The organism is Streptomyces sp. NRRL WC-3618 (genome assembly GCF_001280005.1).
Lineage (GTDB): Bacteria > Actinomycetota > Actinomycetes > Streptomycetales > Streptomycetaceae > Streptomyces.
In genome coordinates this window covers 67887-84222 of record NZ_LGDW01000478.1, presented here as the reverse complement: position 1 = coordinate 84222, position 16336 = coordinate 67887, and the positions used below count along the sequence as shown (strand labels likewise).

Genomic DNA, 16336 nt, shown 5'->3' with positions numbered 1-16336 from the left:
TCAGTTCCTCCCAAACCTTCCTAATCTGGATCAATGGGTGAGGAAAGCCGACTCCGCGCCGTCGTGACACTCGCGCAGGGCATGGCCGCCGCGCAGAGCCCCCGCGAGTCCTGGCGTGCCGCCGCGCTCGGCGCCTGCCACGCGCTGGCCGGCAACTTCGCCGCGCTGTCGGTCTGGGAACGGGAGCTGGGGCGGCTGCGGGTTCTCGTGAACGTGGGGGAGCGCGCCGCCGACGAGGAGGAGTTCCCGGAAGGGGAGGCCTACCCCGTGCACCAGTTCCCGGAGATCACCGAGTTCCTGCATGAGCGATGGGCGGGCGGCGGTGAGCCCAACGCCTGGGTCGAGACCGCCGAGGGGCCCGCGTGCGGGCCGTCGGCGGGGCGCGCCGGGTACTGCCATCAACGCGTCGCCGCCCTGCGGCGCCGGGGGCGCGGCTGTTGTGTCGTCGCCCCCGTCGTGCTGCACGGCAGGGCGTGGGGTGAGCTGTACGTCGCCAGGCCCGCCGGTGCGCCCGTCTTCGGCCGTGCCGACGCCGACTTCGCCACCGTCCTGGCCTCCGTCGTGGCCGCCGGGATCGCCCAGACCGAGCGGCTGGAGGAGGCCCGGCGGCTCGCCTTCACCGACGCGCTCACGGGGCTCGCCAACCGCCGCGCGGTGGACGCCCATCTCGACGAGGCGATCGAACGGCACCGGCGGGACGGCGCGGTGGTCTGTCTGGTCGTCTGCGATCTGAACGGGCTCAAGCGGGTCAACGACACCCTGGGGCACGCGGTCGGGGACCGGCTCCTCGAACGGTTCGGGTCGGTGCTGTCGCTGTGCGGGGCCATGCTGCCCGGCGCCCTCGCCGCCCGTCTCGGCGGTGACGAGTTCTGCCTGCTCGTGGTCGGTGCGCCGGTCGACGACGTGGTGCGGGCGGCGGCCGAACTGTGCCGTCGCGCTGCCGAGTTGGAGCTGGGGGAGGGGGTCGCTTGTGGGATCGCGTCGACCGCCGACGCGGTGGGGCCCGTGCGGACGGGGCGGCGGTTGTTCCGGCTTGCCGATGCGGCGCAGTATCGGGCGAAGGCGGTGCATGCGGATCGGCCCGTTGTCGCGGGGCGCGAGGGTTTGGACGACCCGGTCGTCCGGCTTGCCGAGGCGCCGTCCCGGGAGGGGGAGGTGGAACGGCGGCGGTTCCGGGGGCGTCGGTTGTGAGGTGGGCGGTGTTGAGGGGGGCCTGGGGACTGTGCCCCCAGGCCCCCCTCCAGCCCTGAACGGGCCTTGTCCTCAATCGCCGGACGGGCTGGATGGTGCCGGCCGGTGCTGAGATGTGAACGGATGTAAGGGGTGTACCGGGTACCCGGTAGTGACATCTTGGAATTCACTGCGTACGCTCCTGAATATGGATATGCACACTGTGGTGGTGGGGACGTCCGGGACGACCGCGGTCGACGTGATCGCCGTGGCGCGTGGTGGGGCCCGGGTCGAGCTGTCCGGCGAGGCTGTCGCCGCCCTCGCGAAGGCCCGCGGGATCATCGACGCGCTGGCCGCCGAGCCCACACCCGTCTACGGCGTGAGCACCGGGTTCGGGGCCCTGGCGAGCCGGCACATCAGTCCCGAGCTGCGCGCCCAGCTCCAGCGCAACATCGTCCGCTCGCACGCGGCCGGCATGGGTCCGCGGGTCGAGCGGGAGGTCGTACGGGCGCTGATGTTCCTGCGGCTCAAGACCGTCTGCTCGGGACACACGGGCGTGCGGCCCGAGGTCGCGCAGACCATGGCCGACGTGCTCAACGCCGGGATCACCCCGGTCGTGCACGAGTACGGCTCCCTCGGCTGCTCCGGTGACCTCGCGCCCCTCTCCCACTGCGCCCTCACGCTCATGGGCGAGGGCGACGCGGAGGGGCCGGACGGGGTCGTACGGCCGGCTGGTGAACTCCTCGCCGCGCACGGCATCGCGCCCGTCGAGCTGCGCGAGAAGGAGGGCCTCGCCCTTCTCAACGGCACCGACGGCATGCTCGGCATGCTGGTCATGGCCCTCGCCGACCTCGACACCCTCTACAAGTCCGCCGACGTCACCGCGGCGCTCTCCCTGGAGGCGCTCCTCGGGACCGACAAGGTGCTCGCGCCCGAACTGCACGCCATCCGGCCGCATCCGGGACAGGGGGCCAGCGCGGCCAACATGCTCGCCGTGCTGAAGGGTTCGGAGCTGACCGGGCATCACCAGGACGGCGCGCCGCGCGTCCAGGACGCCTACTCCGTGCGCTGCGCTCCGCAGGTCGCCGGTGCCGGGCGGGACACCATGGCGCACGCGCGCCTCGTCGCCGAACGGGAGCTGGCCTCGTCCGTCGACAACCCCGTCGTCCTGCCCGACGGGCGGGTCGAGTCCAACGGGAACTTCCACGGGGCTCCCGTGGCGTACGTCCTCGACTTCCTCGCCATCGCCGTCGCCGACCTGGGGTCGATCGCCGAGCGGCGCACGGACCGGCTCCTCGACAAGAACCGCTCGCACGGGCTGCCGCCGTTCCTCGCGGACGACGCCGGTGTGGACAGCGGGCTCATGATCGCCCAGTACACGCAGGCCGCCCTGGTCAGCGAGTTGAAGCGGCTCGCGGTGCCTGCTTCCGCGGACTCGATTCCCTCCTCCGCGATGCAGGAGGACCACGTCTCGATGGGGTGGTCGGCGGCGCGCAAGCTCCGTACGGCCGTCGACAACCTCGCCCGGATCATCGCCGTCGAGCTGTACGCGGCCACGCGCGCCATCGAGCTGCGGGAGGGGCTGACGCCCGCGCCCGCGTCCCGGGCCGTCATCGACGCCGTACGGGCGGCCGGCGTCGAGGGGCCGGGCCCTGACCGGTTCCTGGCGCCCGATCTCGCCGCGGCGGACGCGTTCGTGCGGGGCGGGCACCTGGTCTCGGCGGTGGAGCCGGTGACCGGGCCCTTGCAGTGATCGTCGGGAGGTCAAGTTTCGTCAAAAACTTGGCCTCCCTCGTCCCGTTCAGAAGCCGAGGCGCTCCCGCCGCAGCGAATACACCACGAACCCGGCACCCAGGCTCAGGCAGAACGTGCCGCCGACCATGTACGGGGTGGTGTCGAAACTGCCGGTGTCGGCGAGGCGGGTGCCGTCGTCGGCGGCCGAGTCCGAGGTCGTCGTGGACGCGGACGTGAGGGCGGTCGAGGCGCTCCCGCTCGTGCTCGTACTCGCGCCCGAACTCGTGCTCGTGCTGGGGCTCTTGTGCGTGTTCGTCACGGATATCTGCCGAGTGAAGTCCGACATCGTGGACATGGACGTGTCCACTCTGTGCTGCCGCTCCACCGACTTCCCGGTCGTCGCGTCGGCGGACGGGACGAACCACAGGGCACCCAGGAGGACGCCCGCGGCGGTGGCGGTCAACAACGATCGATGTGCGGCTGACACGGAATATCGATCCCCTTGTGGCGCTGGCGAATTGGCCGTGGCCCCGATGCTAATGAAAGGCGCGGGTCGTGGGAAAGTTGCGGGAGCCGTGAGCCGTACGCTCTCCGACCATGAGCACATCAGAGACATCACGTTTTGTACGGCTTCGGGTGGAACTGGTCGTCGAGGTCGACGACGTGGACGCCCTGGCCAAGGCCGCGTTGCAGCGGATCGCCGGTGACGCCGAGATGCCGGCCGACGAGCGGGTGCACGCCGAGGACGCTGTGACGGAAGACACGGCGGAGGCTCTCGCGTACCTCGTGGACCCGTTCGACCTGATCGGAGAGGTGCCGGGCACCGAACTGGCGCAGGCCTCGTGGAGCAGCGAGGAGATCGACTACGACCCGGATTCGCCGGATTGGGATCTGGACGAGGATGATGACGTGGAAGCCGACGAGGAGGTCGGGGGACGGGTCGACGGCTGACGCGGCTGGGGAGAATTCGTGACCCCGGACGGCAACCGCCGACCGGGGTCTCGTCGTCTCAGCAGAAGCGGTGACCGGCATGGGCACCACGCGACCCGGTGGAGCGCAGGAGAGGCGGACAGCCCCCTGTGACCCGGGCGACGTGGCGTCCCCCACACATCAGGCGAATGTGGAACTGGGTGAACCGGTCGTAGCGTTGAAGTTTGTTATGGGGACTTCGCGGGTCCCCGACGGTTCGGGGGTTCGGCAACGATGGAGAAGCGTGTGATGACGGACAGTAGGCGGCGCAAGGGTCTGATGGCCGCGTCCGCCCTGCTCGGTGGCGTTCTGGTGCTCTCTGCGTGCAGCGGAGGCGACAGCAACGGCGCCTCCAAGGGCGGCGGCGGCACCGACACCTCGCAGGCCAAGGCCGACGAGGCGGCGGCCGAGAAGACCTCCGAGGCCCAGATCAAGATCACGCCGGGGGACGGTTCCAACAACGCCTCCATCAACAACGCGGCCCAGGTGGTGGTGACCAAGGGCACGCTCACGTCCGTGCAGATGACGACGGCGGACGGTGCCGCTGTCGCCGGTGAGATATCGGCCGACAAGACCAGCTGGAAGCCGAGCGCCCAGCTCGAGCGCGCCACCACCTACAAGGTGACGGCGGAGGCGACGGACGCCAAGGGCCGCGCCGCGCACGAGAACGGCTCGTTCACCACGGTCTCCGCCGCGAACAGCTTCGTCGGTTACTTCACTCCCGAGGACGGCTCGACCGTCGGTGTGGGCATGCCCGTGTCGATCAACTTCGACAAGGCGATCACCAACAAGGCGGCCGTGCAGAAGGCCGTCACGGTCTCCTCGACCAGCGGGCAGGAAGTCGTCTGCCACTGGTTCACCGACACCCGCATGGACTGCCGCCCCGACAACTACTGGCAGGAGAACTCCACCGTCACGCTGAAGCTGGCGCTCGACGGGGTGCAGGGCGCGAACGGCCTCTACGGCGTGCAGCAGAAGACGGTCACCTTCAAGATCGGCCGCGACCAGGTGTCCATCGTCGACGCCAAGACGAAGACGATGAAGGTCACCCAGGACGGCAAGGTCGTCAAGACCATCCCGATCTCCGCCGGTTCGCCCGAGAACAAGACGTACCAGGGTCGGATGGTCATCTCCGAGAAGTTCAAGGAGACCCGGATGAACGGTGCCACGGTCGGCTTCACGGACGACGACGGCAAGGGCGAGTACGACATCAAGGACGTGCCGGACGCCATGCGTCTGACCACCTCCGGCACCTTCGTGCACGGCAACTACTGGGCTGACGACTCCATCTTCGGCAACGTCAACACCAGCCACGGCTGCGTCGGGCTCAACGACAGCAAGGGTGCCAAGGACCGGACCACCGAGGGTGCCTGGTTCTTCGACAACTCGATCGTCGGTGACGTCGTCGACGTCCGGAACACCGGTGACAAGACCGTCGACCCGGCCAACGGCCTCAACGGCTGGAACCTGAGCTGGGCGGAGTGGAAGGCCGGTTCGAAGGCCTGAGCCTGACGACCGACCACCTGGTTCGCCGATGCCGCCGTCCGCCCCTCGGGGCCGGACGGCGGCATCGGCGTTTCACGGCGGCATTCTCGAGGGCGTAACCGAAATCCGCAGTGACAACATCGGCTTCGTCTTTCAGAACTTCCGTCTCATTCCGACACTCTCGGCCCAGGAAAAGCACGAGAACACGGCGCGCAAGAAGAAAACCGGCGCGCGAAGAGAAGTGCGGCGCGCGGGATTTCGTCACTGCCTCCTCACAGCCGAGTCGTCGTCGTCCTGTCTATTGAGCGCCTGATCACCCCTCGGCATAATTCGCGGTCGGGGGTGTGCGCGCACGCGTACGGGACTCCCCCGGCCGGGTGGACGGGGAACTGCCCGGCACTACAGCCAGCGCTCCAGGGGGAGACTTGCGCGAGAAAGTGCAAAGAGTGTGCGCGGCAACCGTAGCCACGGCAGCCGCAGTTGCCCTCGCGGCGGGCATGACCGGCCCGGCGTCCGCGAAGGCCGACGCGAAGGCGCAGCCGCAGCGCACGACCAGCGCCGCTCAGACGCTCAAGCCGACGCACCGCATCACACTGATCACCGGTGACCGAGTCGCCGTCGACGCCAAGGGCCGTGTCGTCGGCCTGGATCGGGCGGCGGGCCGCGACACGATACCTGTGCAGATCCGCAAGACCGACGGGCACACGCTCGTCGTCCCGGCCGACGCGGCCCGTCTGGTAGCGGGCGGCAAGCTCGACCAACGCCTCTTCGACATCACGGAGTTGAACAAGGCGACGACCCGTAGGTCCCAGCAGAAGGGACTGAAGGTCATCGTCGGCTACCAGGGGGCGGCGACCGCCACCAAGGCCGACGTCCGCGACGCGGGCACCCTGCGCCGGACGCTGAAGTCCCTGAACGCGGACGCCGTACAGGCGCCGCAGAAGGACACCGCCGAACTCTGGGACGCGGTGACCAACGGCGACAGGACCGCCGCCGGGATCGCGCACATCTGGCTCGACGGCACCCGTAGGGCGAGCCTCGACAAGTCCGTGCCGCAGATCGGCGCGCCGAAGGCGTGGGCGGCCGGCTACGACGGCAAGGGCGTCAAGATCGCCGTCCTGGACACGGGTGTCGACGCCACCCACCCGGACCTCAGGAACCAGGTGATCGCGGCCAAGAACTTCTCGACGGCCACGACAGTCGCCGACAAGGTCGGCCACGGCACGCACGTCGCGTCCATCGCGGCGGGCACCGGAGCCAAGTCCGGCGGCAAGTACAAGGGCGTCGCACCCGGCGCCAAGATCATCAGCGGCAAGGTCCTGGACGACACCGGTGAAGGTGACGACTCGAGCATCCTCGCCGGCATGGAGTGGGCGGCCGAGCAGGGCGCCCAGGTCGTCAACCTGAGCCTCGGCGGCCGGGACACCCCCGAGGTGGACCCGCTGGAGGCGACGGTCAACAAGCTGTCCGCCGAGAAGGGCATCCTCTTCGCGATCGCGGCAGGCAACGACGGTCCGGAGACGGTCGGTTCGCCGGGCAGCGCCGACGCGGCGCTCACCGTCGGCGCCGTCGACGACCGGGATCTGCTGGCCGACTTCTCCAGCACCGGCCCGCGCGTCGGCGACGGCGCCATCAAGCCGGACGTGACCGCACCCGGCGTGAACATCACGGCCGCCTCCGCCAAGGGCAGCCTCATCGAGCAGGAGGAGGGCGAGAAGCCGGCCGGGTACCTCACCCTGTCGGGTACGTCGATGGCGACGCCGCATGTGGCGGGCGCGGCGGCGATCCTCAAGCAGGAGCACCCGACCTGGACGTACGCCGAGATCAAGGGCGCGCTCACCGGGTCCGCGAAGGGCGGCAAGTACACGCCGTTCCAGCAGGGTTCGGGCCGGATCCAGGTCGACAAGGCCATCAAGCAGACCGTGATCGCCGACCCCGCGTCGGTGAGCTTCGGCACGCAGGCGTGGCCGCACACCGACGACACCCCGCTCACCAGGCAGCTGACGTACCGCAACCTCGGCACGACCGACGTCACGCTGAAGCTGGCGGCGACCGCGACCGACCCGAAGGGCCGGGCCGCCCCGGCCGGCTTCTTCAAGCTGTCCGCGACGACCCTGAAGGTCCCGGCGGGCGGCAAGGCCTCGGTCGGCTACACCGTCAACACCAAGCTGGGCGGCACCCTCGACGGCGCGTACACCTCGTACGTGACGGCGACGGCGGGCGCGCAGAGCGTCCGTACGGGGGCGGCGGTCAACCGGGAGATCGAGTCGTACGACGTCACGGTCAAGCACATCAACAAGGCCGGGCAGCCGACGGGCGACTACTACACGATCTTCGCGGGCTACACCGGTCTCGCCACCGACCGCGGTTACCAGGTCCCGCCGACCGCCACCGGCGTCACGACCATGCGTCTGCCCAAGGGCACGTACCTCATGGACGCGTGGATCGCGAAGGACTTCACCCGGCCCGACCTGGGCGGTGAGGGCCTCGACTGGCTGGTCCAGCCGAAGCTGACGATCACCCGGAACACCTCGGTGACGATCGACGCGCGCACCACCAAGGCCGCGGACATCACGGTGCCGGACGCCGCCGCCAAACCGCAGAGGGTGACGGTCGGCTACACGTACGCCGTCCCGGGCATCAGTATCGCCGTGGACCTCGACTCCTTCGCCAACGTGCGGATGGCGCACATGGGCCCCGAGCTCACCGGCCTCTCGCAGACCTGGTTCGGCCAGTTCAGCAAGGGCCCGCGCGCGGAGTACGACGTGATCACCACCGCGAAGGTCAGGAAGATCCAGGGCGACAAGGTCCGCCACTTCAAGGCGAGCGACCTCGCCACGGTGTCGAACCGTCTCGGTGCCGGATCACCCCGCAAGACGGGCGCGCTCGGCGTGGTCGCCTTCCTGCCCGAGGACCTCGGCTTCGGCAAGCCCGTCGAGCAGGCGCTGCCGACCACCCGTACGACCTACGTGTCCACGGGTGACAACGTCCAGTGGCTCTTCGACCTCACCCAGTTCAAGGGCAGGGACGCGGAAGGCCACCCGGTCCCCGACGCCTACTACTCGACCGACGGCGTGCGGAAGCTGAACCCGGGCGGCACGTACACGCAGACCTTCAACACCGCGGTCTTCGGCCCGCGGCTGCCGGCCGGGTACGGCCTCTTCCGGGTAGGCAACAACATCTACGGTCAGCTGCCGCTGTTCGCCGACGCGGCGGGCCACCCCGGCTCGTCCGAGCTCACGGCGGTGACGACGACGCTCTACCGCAACGGCAGGAAGGTCGGCACGACCGACGACCCGGTGGACGCCGAGAAGCCGTTCGTGGTTCCGGCGGGCGACGCCGCGTACAAGCTGACGACGTCGGTCAAGCGCAGCGTCAAGGTCGCCCAGGCGTCCACCCGGGTCGACGCGAGCTGGACGTTCCGGTCGAAGAAGCCGGGAGAGGACGGGGCCCAGCTCGCGGCCTCCACGATCCGCTTCAACGCGCCCGTCGGCCTCGACAACAAGGTCGCGGCGGACAGGAGGGTCACGTTCCCGGTCGTCGTCGAGGGCTCGGCGCGAGGCCGCAACCTGCGGACGCTGTCGGTGTACGCGTCGTACGACTACGGCAGGACCTGGAAGAAGCTCACCGTGCGCAACGGGAAGATCACTGTCGTGAACCCGAAGAAGGGGGAGGCGATCTCCTTCCACGCGAAGATCAGCGACAGGGGCGGCAACAAGTCGACGATCTCGATTTATAACGCGTATTACGGCAAGTAGGGCGCCGCTACGGCAAGTTGGGCGCGAGGCGTGCGGGGGCGGACGGCCCGTCGGGGGGAACCCCTCGGGGGCCCCGCCCCCGGACCCCCGCTCCTCAAACGCCGGAGGGGCTGATTTAGCCGCCGGAGGGGCTGATTGGGACGCCAATGGGGCTGTTTTAGACGCCGGAAGGGCTGATCTTCGTCGCGTCCCGGCCCCAGCTCGCCAGTAGGCGCATGGCCTGGGCCGACGGGGAGCCCGGTTCCGCGTTGTACACGATCAGCGACTGGTCGCTGTCGTCCGGGAGTCTGAACGACTCGTAGTTCAGGGTCAGTTCACCCACCAGGGGATGATGGATCCGCTTCACCCCGTAGCTCTTCTCCTTGACGTCGTGGGTCGCCCACAGCCGCCGGAACTCCTCGCTCTTCACCGACAGCTCACCCACCAGCGCGGACAGCCTCGGGTCCTCCGGATAGCAGCCGGCGTCCATGCGCAGATGGCAGACGATGTCGATCGCCTTCTGCTCCCAGTCCGTGAACAAGTCGTGGTACTCGGGCCGCAGGAACACCAGCCGCGCCCAGTTCCGGTCCTGCGGCGGCAGTTCGTCCCAGTCCCCGAAGAGGGACGCGGCCATCGCGTTCCACGCCAGGATGTCCGTACGCCGCCCCGCGATGTACGCCGGGACACCGTCCAGCGTGTCGAGCAACTGCCGCAGCGTCCCGCGTACGACCTGTGCCCGCGCCGACGGCTTCTTCTTGTGCTGCTTCGGCTTGGCGAGGTGGGTGAGGTGGGCGTGCTCGGCGCCCGTCAGCCGCAGGGCGCGGGCGATGGCGTCGAGGACCTCCGCGGAGACGTTCTGCCCGTTGCCCTGTTCGAGCCGCGTGTAGTAGGCGACGGACACCCCGGCCAGCTGGGCCAGCTCCTCGCGGCGCAGGCCGGGCACCCGGCGGTGCCGCCCGAAGTCCGGCAGCCCCACGTCCTCCGGCTTGAGCCGGGCCCGCCGGGTGCGCAGGAACTCACTGAGCTCGGCACGCCGGTCCAAGGCACCCCCAGGGCTCCGCCCGGTTGCGGAGGCGTCCGCCGGATACGCTGATTCGGGGTGTTCGTCCATACGGTCCATTATTCCCGGTCGTACGAACACCAGCCTGACCCCGCCAGTGGTAGGACCGGCGAACGTACGCTGAAGCGTGGGCTGGGTGAGGCCGAACATGTTCGGCAGACTGAACTTCGCACCCGGTCAGAAGGCGGCCGGGCGCGAATCCCCCTAGGAGACATCCCGGCATGACCACCACTGTCGCTGCATACGCCGTCCCCTCCGCCAAGGCTCCGCTTGAGCGCACCACCATCGAACGTCGCGAGGTCGGTGAGTTCGACGTCCTGATCGACATCAAGTTCGCCGGAATCTGCCACTCCGACATCCACCAGGCCACCGAGGGCTGGGGCGAGGCCATGTTCCCGATGGTTCCCGGCCACGAGATCGCCGGTGTCGTCGAGGCGGTCGGCCCCGGGGTCACCAAGTTCGCGGTCGGCGACCGCGTGGGCGTCGGCTGCCTCGTCGACTCGTGCCGCGAGTGCGAGAACTGCAAGGACGGCCAGGAGCAGTACTGCACCGGCGGCAGCGTCGGCACGTACAACGACGTCGACAAGAACGGTGAGCGGACGTACGGCGGCTACTCCCAGAAGATCGTCGTGGCCGAGAGCTTCACCGTCCGCATCCCCGACGGCCTCTCCCTCGACGTGGCCGCGCCGCTGCTCTGCGCCGGCATCACCACGTACTCCCCGCTGAAGCACTGGAACGCCGGCCCCGGCAAGAAGGTCGCCGTCCTCGGCATGGGTGGCCTCGGCCACATGGGCGTCAAGATCGCGCACGCCCTCGGCGCCGAGGTCACGGTCCTCTCGCAGTCCCTGCGCAAGCAGGAGGACGGCCTGAAGCTGGGCGCCGACCACTACTACGCCACCAGCGACCCGAAGACCTTCGAGGAGCTGGCCGGCACCTTCGACATCATCCTGTCGACGGTCTCCGCCCCGCTGAACTTCGGCGCGTACCTCGCGCTGCTGAAGACCGACGGCGCGCTGATCAATGTGGGCGCCCCCGAGGAGCCCATCGCCCTCAACCTCTTCTCCCTCATCGGCGGCCGCAAGACCCTCGCCGGCTCCATGATCGGCGGCATCGCCGAGACCCAGGAGATGCTCGACTTCTGCGCCGAGCACGGCCTGGGCTCCGAGATCGAGCTGATCAGTGCCTCGGAGATCAACAAGGCGTACGAGCGGGTCCTCGCGAGCGACGTCCGCTACCGCTTCGTGATCGACACGGCGACGATCTGATCCTGTCCGACCCTGAGGGTGTACGACCGTGGAAGCGCATCCGGCGCTTCCACGGTCTTCGTGCTGTCGTTCACGCAGTCATCCGGCGCCGCTGGTGTCGTCGAACGTCCACACCGCGCGGGTGCCCGGGCCGACGACGAGAGTCGAGTGGCCGAGCTGCTCCACGTGCCGGTATTTCACGGGGTGGTTGAGGGACATCTCGACGCGCCGCATCCCCGCGTGTTCGCGCCCGACGACGTCGTAGCGGATCGTGGTGCCGCCGCCCCGTGCGACGACGCCACCGTTCGCCACCGACCGGACGGCGAAACCGCCGGCCCGCAGCAGCGGCACCGTGTCGGCGAGGTCGCCCGCGGTGACCGCGAAGCGGACCGAGGTGACGTCGCGCATCAGGCGGTCGCGGTAGAGGTCGGACAGGTAGCGTTCCCGGCCGACGTCACCGGGGAAGGCGGCGGGCTCGGTGTTGCCGCGCGGGTCGGCGAAGTACTCCGGCCGGTACTCCATCGCCCAGGCGTCGTAGGCGTCGTACTCGAGGGTGGTGAGGACCGCGTCGAACCACGGCACCGGGACGCCGTCGCCGAAGTCCCGCGTCTGGAGGAACAGGACCGGGTCGGTGACCCCTTCCGCCTTCAACCGCTCGATCACCGTGGCCTGGTCACCGGCCCGTTCGGTCGACAGTCCCGTGCCGGCGGAGCCGAGGAGGCCGTCCTGGCCGGGTACGTCGCCGACGCCGAACAGCTCGAAGTAGGTCTCGCGGCCCATCAGATACCGTCCGGTCCAGGTCTCACCGCCGGAGCCGGTGGTCGTGCGGACCTGGAAGTTGGCGAACTCCCGCAGATAGGCGGAGTGCTCGATGGCGTCGGCGGTCTCCCGGTCGAACACCCCGTAGGCGTGGTTGTAGTAGAGCAACTGCCGTTCATGCGACGGTGGTTGGTCCGCCGGGCCGGCGGTCGCCGCGTTCGCGGCACCTCCCTGCACCGCCGCTGCGAGGGCCACCGCGATGACCACGATCATCCGTAACGTTCTTCGAAGCAGCATGTGAGCGATCGTAGGACGGAGGATTTGCGTCCGCTGTCGAATTTCGCCCGCTGCCCGCTGCCCGCCTGCCTGCTTCCGGCAGAAGTTCGCTCTGTTTCAGTGCGGGGCGTCGCCGACGAGTGCGAAGGGGGCGCGGCCCTCGCCACCGTCCGGCAGGCGCCAGCCCGCGGTCACGTGCCCCCGGGGACCGGTCGGGTCGCTACCCGCCGCCCCTGCTTCCGGCGGCGGCAGGACCCGCGTCACCTGAAGGGTCAGGGTGCTCGCCGGTTCACTTCCCGCCACGGTCTCCACCACGACCGCGGTGCCGTGCTGACCATCGGTGACGGCAACGGACGCGACCTCGGTGGAGAAGCCGGCGCCCGTGAAGTGACCGGCGACCGAGGGATCGGGCGCGTCGCTCACGCTCTGGGCCTGTGCGGCGGCGCGGCCCTGGAGGAGCGCGAGCAGCTGAGCCACGAGCACCGGGTCATGGGCCCCGTCGTAGATCCATCGCTTGCCCAGCACCCCGTGCTCGGACGTCCCGACGAGTGTGTGGTCGGCGCCGTCGAGCGGCGCGCCCCGGTAGCTGAGCGGCACGTGGTAGGAGACCGGCTTCTCACCGGACGTATCCGTGACCACCATGAACTCGAGGCCCACCTCCCCATCAGGGTCGTCGAGCCGAAAACCCCCGGCCTTGGACAACTCCGGCCCACGACCCGATGCGACGTACCAGGGGCGCGTGGGCAGCCAGGCCGCGAGCAGCTCCAGCTTGCCGGGGGACATGGTCGTGTGGTGGATGACAGCCATGCCTCGTGAACTTGCTTCGGCGGCGAATGATTCCCCCCCTTCACGCACGCTTGGTGCCCTTGACTGCCAGAACGATAGGGGTCGGTGCGCCGCCTTCGGCGAACCCGGCGAGTGTCAGACCGGCGTCGAGGAAGGTGTGCAACAGCTCGGGAAGCGGGCGGTGCACGGCGCCCACCTTGTCGCGCACTCCCTTGTTGGTCCAGGACTCCTTCGTCCAGTAGCCGCTGCTGAGGTAGCCGGGACGGATCACCGCCGCTTCCGGATCGCTGAAGTCGGCGAATCCGCCGCAGAAACAGGGGTGGACGCCGACATGCACGAACGTGCCGCCCGGCTGGAGGACGCGCGCGGCTTCACGTACCACCGCCGGATATCCAGGCATGTCAGTGTGGACCATCATCGCGATCACGGCGCGGACGGACTCGTCCCGCAGGGGCAGCCGCTCGGCATCGGCCTGGGCTACCGGCAACCGTCCACGGGCGTGGCGCAGCATCCCCTCGGAGAGGTCGATGCCCACCGGTGTCCAGCCCAGTTCGCGAACCAGAGCCGCGTGGACGCCCGTGCCGCAGCCGATCTCCAGGCAGGTGCCATCGCCTTCACCGAGCAGGTCGCGCAGGAGGCCGCCCAGGCTCAGCGGGTGGCCGTCTCCCGGTGTTCTGGCGAGGAACTCCGTCTCGTACCAGTCCGCTATCTCGTCGTATGCCGCCATCGGTGCCATGGATTCCTCCGGCAATGTCGTGGTCGACTCCCAGGTGGTCGTCATTCGTCCGGAGACTGCCCGCACCAGCCGCCGCTGCCCGGGATTCCGCCCGGGGCGGAAATGGTTACTCTCCAGTCAGGTTGACCTGCGGGTATGGGTGGGCGGGTGGCTGTTGGCGACTGGATATGCGAGCCGGCGATTGCTGGATAGAGTCATCTCGTCACAGTTGGTTGTGGGGACAACCATGTGTCTCCCGGCTGCCAACGTCCTGGGGAGGGCCTGCAGCACATGAGCCGTCGTTCTACGGGAGCTCTCGGCATCTGGGCCGAGATGCAACGGCAGCAGCAGCGCGAGCTGGAAGCCGCAGCCCGCCGGCAGAGGCGGGAAGAACAACAGGCGCGGGCCTATCAGAGGCGAGCAGCCCAGAGCCACCGCGAGTACCGCCAGGCGGAGGCGCAGCGTCGCACGGAGGAGCTGGACGCACAGGTCGCGTCCTTGCAGGGTCTTCTCGCCGCTGGGTGTCAGTCACCGGCCTTCAGCGCCGCCGTACTCATGAAGGCCGAGGAGGTCCAGCCCTTCTCTTCCGGCTCGTTGGCCTACTCCGTGCCGATGCCGAGCCCGGATCAGTACCAGGCGCAGGGCGGCTGGACAGCGAGCCGCCGCGCGCAGGCCCAGGCCGAAGCACGGGCCCGCTTCGAACGGGACTGGCAGGCCGCGCAGGCCGCGGAAGCGCAACGTCTGCGGCAATTGGCCGCGTCCCAGCGGGAGTACGAGGCGTGGGCCAGCGCTCAGCTGGCGGAGGTTCGTCGACACAACGCGGGCATTCGCCAGGTGACCGAAGGCGTCCGGCGCGGCGACCCCGATTCGGTGGTCGAGTACTTCTCCGCCGCCCTCTACGCGTCGGGCACCTGGCCCGACGACTTTCCCCGCCAGACATCGGCGGCCTACGACGCGGCAGCCCGGCATCTGGTTCTCGACTGGGAGCTGCCCGGATACGCCGTGATCCCGGAAGCCAAGTCCGTGCGATACGTGTCGTCCCTCGACCAGGACAAGGAGGCGCCCCGCCCGGCGGGCCAACGCCGCGCCCTGTACCGAGAGGTTCTCGCGCAGTGCGTGCTGCTTGTCCTGCACGAGTTGTTCGCCGCCGATGAGCTGGACGCGCTCGAATCGGTCACCTTGAACGGGTTCGTGGACGAACACGACCCGACCACGGGCCGGCGCGGCCACATCTTCCTCGCGACAGCGATGGTTTCCGCGTCGTCGTTCCGCGAACTGCACCTGGCGCAGGTGGACGCGGTCAGCTGCCTGGCCGACGGACTGCGAGGGCAGCTTTCGGTGCGGCCCGACCAGCTCACTCCCGTACGGCCGAGTCGACGGCCGCAAGATGTCGGGAACCGCGTTGTCGCTCATGGCAGCGATGAGGAACCGGACCTGTTCGCCATGGATCCGATCGCGTTCGAGGATCTGGTTGCCGAGCTCTTCCGGGCCATGGGGATGCAGGCAGTGACCACACAGCGTTCGAACGACGGTGGTGTGGATGTCGACGCGCACGATCCGACGCCCATTCGTGGTGGCAAGATCGTCGTCCAGGTGAAGCGCTACCGCGACACGGTGCCACCCACGGCGGTGCGTGACCTGTACGGCACCGTGCAGGACGCCGGCGCCAACAAGGGCGTCCTCGTGACGACGTCGGGGTTCGGCCCGGGCTCACACACCTTCGCCAACGGCAAACCCCTGGAGCTGGTCTCAGGAGCCGAGCTCGTCGACCTGCTGCACCGTCATGGGCTGCGCGGACGACTGGGTGAGGGCGGTGGCCGCTCCGCCCCGGTGACACCGCCGTCCGCAGGGCCCGGCCCGCAGTTGCCCGCCGACTACAACATCCTGGGCATGTCATGGACCGGAAGCGTCGCCCTGGACGTGTGCGCCCTCGTCTGCCATGGCAACCGCGTGCTCAGCGATGACCACTTCGTCTTCTTCAACAACCACCAGACACCCGACGGCGCAGTGCGAGCTCTTCCCGCCGCCGTACCTGACAAGGCCGCGATCTGCGTGGCCTTCGAGGGACTTCCGGAGTCCGCGGACCGGTTCGTACTCGTCGCCGCCATCGACCCGGAGGTGAACCCGGACGCCGACCTGTCCGGCTTCACGGACGCGTGTATCCGGCTCCTCGATCCGGGCATGAGCGAACTCGGACGCCTTGAGGTGTCCGACGGCCGCCCCGGTGAGACCGCCCTGGTACTGGGTTCCTTCCGCCGAAGGTCCAACGGGGACTGGGACTTCGTCCTCGGCGGCAAGGGCTACAGGGGCGGCTTGGAGGAGCTCGTGCAGGACTTCGGCATCGTGGTGGAGTAGGGCCACCGGAGGTCCGCGCCCCGCTGTGCACCGCCGCGCCGGTTGC

At 69.3% G+C, this 16336-nt stretch carries 12 protein-coding genes and 1 pseudogene; 8 read left to right on the top strand and 5 right to left on the bottom strand.

Annotated features, from left to right (window positions below; genetic code table 11):
- The first annotated feature begins 33 nt into the window (after nt 1-33).
- Nucleotides 34-1191 carry a diguanylate cyclase domain-containing protein gene (locus tag ADL01_RS37250; protein WP_053746489.1) on the top strand — a complete coding sequence of 386 codons (1158 nt, stop codon included), beginning with the start codon at nt 34-36 and terminating at the stop codon, nt 1189-1191.
- A 193-nt stretch (nt 1192-1384) separates the two neighbouring features.
- Entirely contained in the window at nt 1385-2923 is a 1539-nt protein-coding gene (gene hutH / locus ADL01_RS37245) for a histidine ammonia-lyase (protein ID WP_053746488.1), read from the top strand.
- A 48-nt stretch (nt 2924-2971) separates the two neighbouring features.
- Here the strand turns inward: hutH and ADL01_RS37240 are convergent, their stop codons facing one another.
- Nucleotides 2972-3370 (bottom strand): hypothetical protein, encoded by a 399-nt coding sequence (locus ADL01_RS37240; RefSeq protein ID WP_053746487.1) that lies wholly within the window; start codon nt 3368-3370, stop codon nt 2972-2974.
- 131 nt (nt 3371-3501) lie between these two features.
- Here ADL01_RS37240 and ADL01_RS37235 point away from each other — a divergent pair, with 131 nt between their 5' ends.
- From ADL01_RS37235 to ADL01_RS37225, 4 genes and pseudogenes are all read left to right on the top strand, one after another.
- Nucleotides 3502-3855 (top strand): hypothetical protein, encoded by a 354-nt coding sequence (locus tag ADL01_RS37235; protein ID WP_053746486.1) that lies wholly within the window; start codon nt 3502-3504, stop codon nt 3853-3855.
- Nucleotides 3856-4107: 252 nt separating this feature from the next.
- On the top strand, nt 4108-5379 hold the full coding sequence (locus tag ADL01_RS37230; protein ID WP_053746485.1) for a L,D-transpeptidase: 1272 nt from the start codon (nt 4108-4110) through the stop codon (nt 5377-5379).
- Nucleotides 5380-5473: 94 nt separating this feature from the next.
- Nucleotides 5474-5560 (top strand): annotated as a pseudogene (locus tag ADL01_RS47970) (ABC transporter ATP-binding protein); the annotation flags it as partial.
- 235 nt (nt 5561-5795) lie between these two features.
- A complete protein-coding gene (locus tag ADL01_RS37225) occupies nt 5796-9116 on the top strand; it encodes a S8 family peptidase (protein WP_053746484.1) in 3321 nt (1106 codons plus the stop codon).
- A gap of 157 nt (nt 9117-9273) precedes the next feature.
- Here ADL01_RS37225 and ADL01_RS37220 read toward each other — a convergent pair whose 3' ends face one another.
- On the bottom strand, nt 9274-10206 hold the full coding sequence (locus ADL01_RS37220; RefSeq protein ID WP_053746483.1) for a helix-turn-helix transcriptional regulator: 933 nt from the start codon (nt 10204-10206) through the stop codon (nt 9274-9276).
- Between the two features lie 170 nt (nt 10207-10376).
- Between ADL01_RS37220 and ADL01_RS37215 the strand changes: the two genes are divergently transcribed.
- Nucleotides 10377-11420 (top strand): NAD(P)-dependent alcohol dehydrogenase, encoded by a 1044-nt coding sequence (locus ADL01_RS37215; protein ID WP_053746482.1) that lies wholly within the window; start codon nt 10377-10379, stop codon nt 11418-11420.
- 78 nt (nt 11421-11498) lie between these two features.
- On the opposite strand, the gene ADL01_RS37210 is transcribed toward ADL01_RS37215, so the two are convergent.
- From ADL01_RS37210 to ADL01_RS37200, 3 genes are all read right to left on the bottom strand, one after another.
- Nucleotides 11499-12431: a DUF5829 family protein gene (locus ADL01_RS37210; RefSeq protein ID WP_053746481.1), complete on the bottom strand. Its 933-nt coding sequence runs from the start codon at nt 12429-12431 to the stop codon at nt 11499-11501.
- Between the two features lie 120 nt (nt 12432-12551).
- Entirely contained in the window at nt 12552-13241 is a 690-nt protein-coding gene (locus ADL01_RS37205) for a maltokinase N-terminal cap-like domain-containing protein (RefSeq protein ID WP_053746480.1), read from the bottom strand.
- Nucleotides 13242-13281: 40 nt separating this feature from the next.
- Nucleotides 13282-14001, bottom strand: a complete 720-nt coding sequence (locus ADL01_RS37200; RefSeq protein ID WP_199835053.1) for a class I SAM-dependent methyltransferase — start codon at nt 13999-14001, stop codon at nt 13282-13284.
- A 225-nt stretch (nt 14002-14226) separates the two neighbouring features.
- Here ADL01_RS37200 and ADL01_RS37195 point away from each other — a divergent pair, with 225 nt between their 5' ends.
- Nucleotides 14227-16290: a restriction endonuclease gene (locus tag ADL01_RS37195; RefSeq protein WP_199835051.1), complete on the top strand. Its 2064-nt coding sequence runs from the start codon at nt 14227-14229 to the stop codon at nt 16288-16290.
- Nucleotides 16291-16336: the final 46 nt, after the last annotated feature.

Bases quoted from the DNA above. Each gene is read 5' to 3' on its own strand.
- ADL01_RS37230 (WP_053746485.1), top strand. From the start codon at position 4,108: ATGGAGAAGCGTGTGATGACGGACAGTAGGCGGCGCAAGGGTCTGATG.
- ADL01_RS37250 (WP_053746489.1), top strand. From the start codon at position 34: ATGGGTGAGGAAAGCCGACTCCGCGCCGTCGTGACACTCGCGCAGGGC.
- ADL01_RS37215 (WP_053746482.1), top strand. From the start codon at position 10,377: ATGACCACCACTGTCGCTGCATACGCCGTCCCCTCCGCCAAGGCTCCG.
- hutH (WP_053746488.1), top strand. From the start codon at position 1,385: ATGCACACTGTGGTGGTGGGGACGTCCGGGACGACCGCGGTCGACGTG.
- ADL01_RS37195 (WP_199835051.1), top strand. From the start codon at position 14,227: ATGAGCCGTCGTTCTACGGGAGCTCTCGGCATCTGGGCCGAGATGCAA.
- ADL01_RS37200 (WP_199835053.1), bottom strand. From the start codon at position 14,001: ATGACGACCACCTGGGAGTCGACCACGACATTGCCGGAGGAATCCATG.
- ADL01_RS37235 (WP_053746486.1), top strand. From the start codon at position 3,502: ATGAGCACATCAGAGACATCACGTTTTGTACGGCTTCGGGTGGAACTG.
- ADL01_RS37205 (WP_053746480.1), bottom strand. From the start codon at position 13,241: ATGGCTGTCATCCACCACACGACCATGTCCCCCGGCAAGCTGGAGCTG.
- ADL01_RS37220 (WP_053746483.1), bottom strand. From the start codon at position 10,206: ATGGACGAACACCCCGAATCAGCGTATCCGGCGGACGCCTCCGCAACC.
- ADL01_RS37210 (WP_053746481.1), bottom strand. From the start codon at position 12,431: ATGATCGTGGTCATCGCGGTGGCCCTCGCAGCGGCGGTGCAGGGAGGT.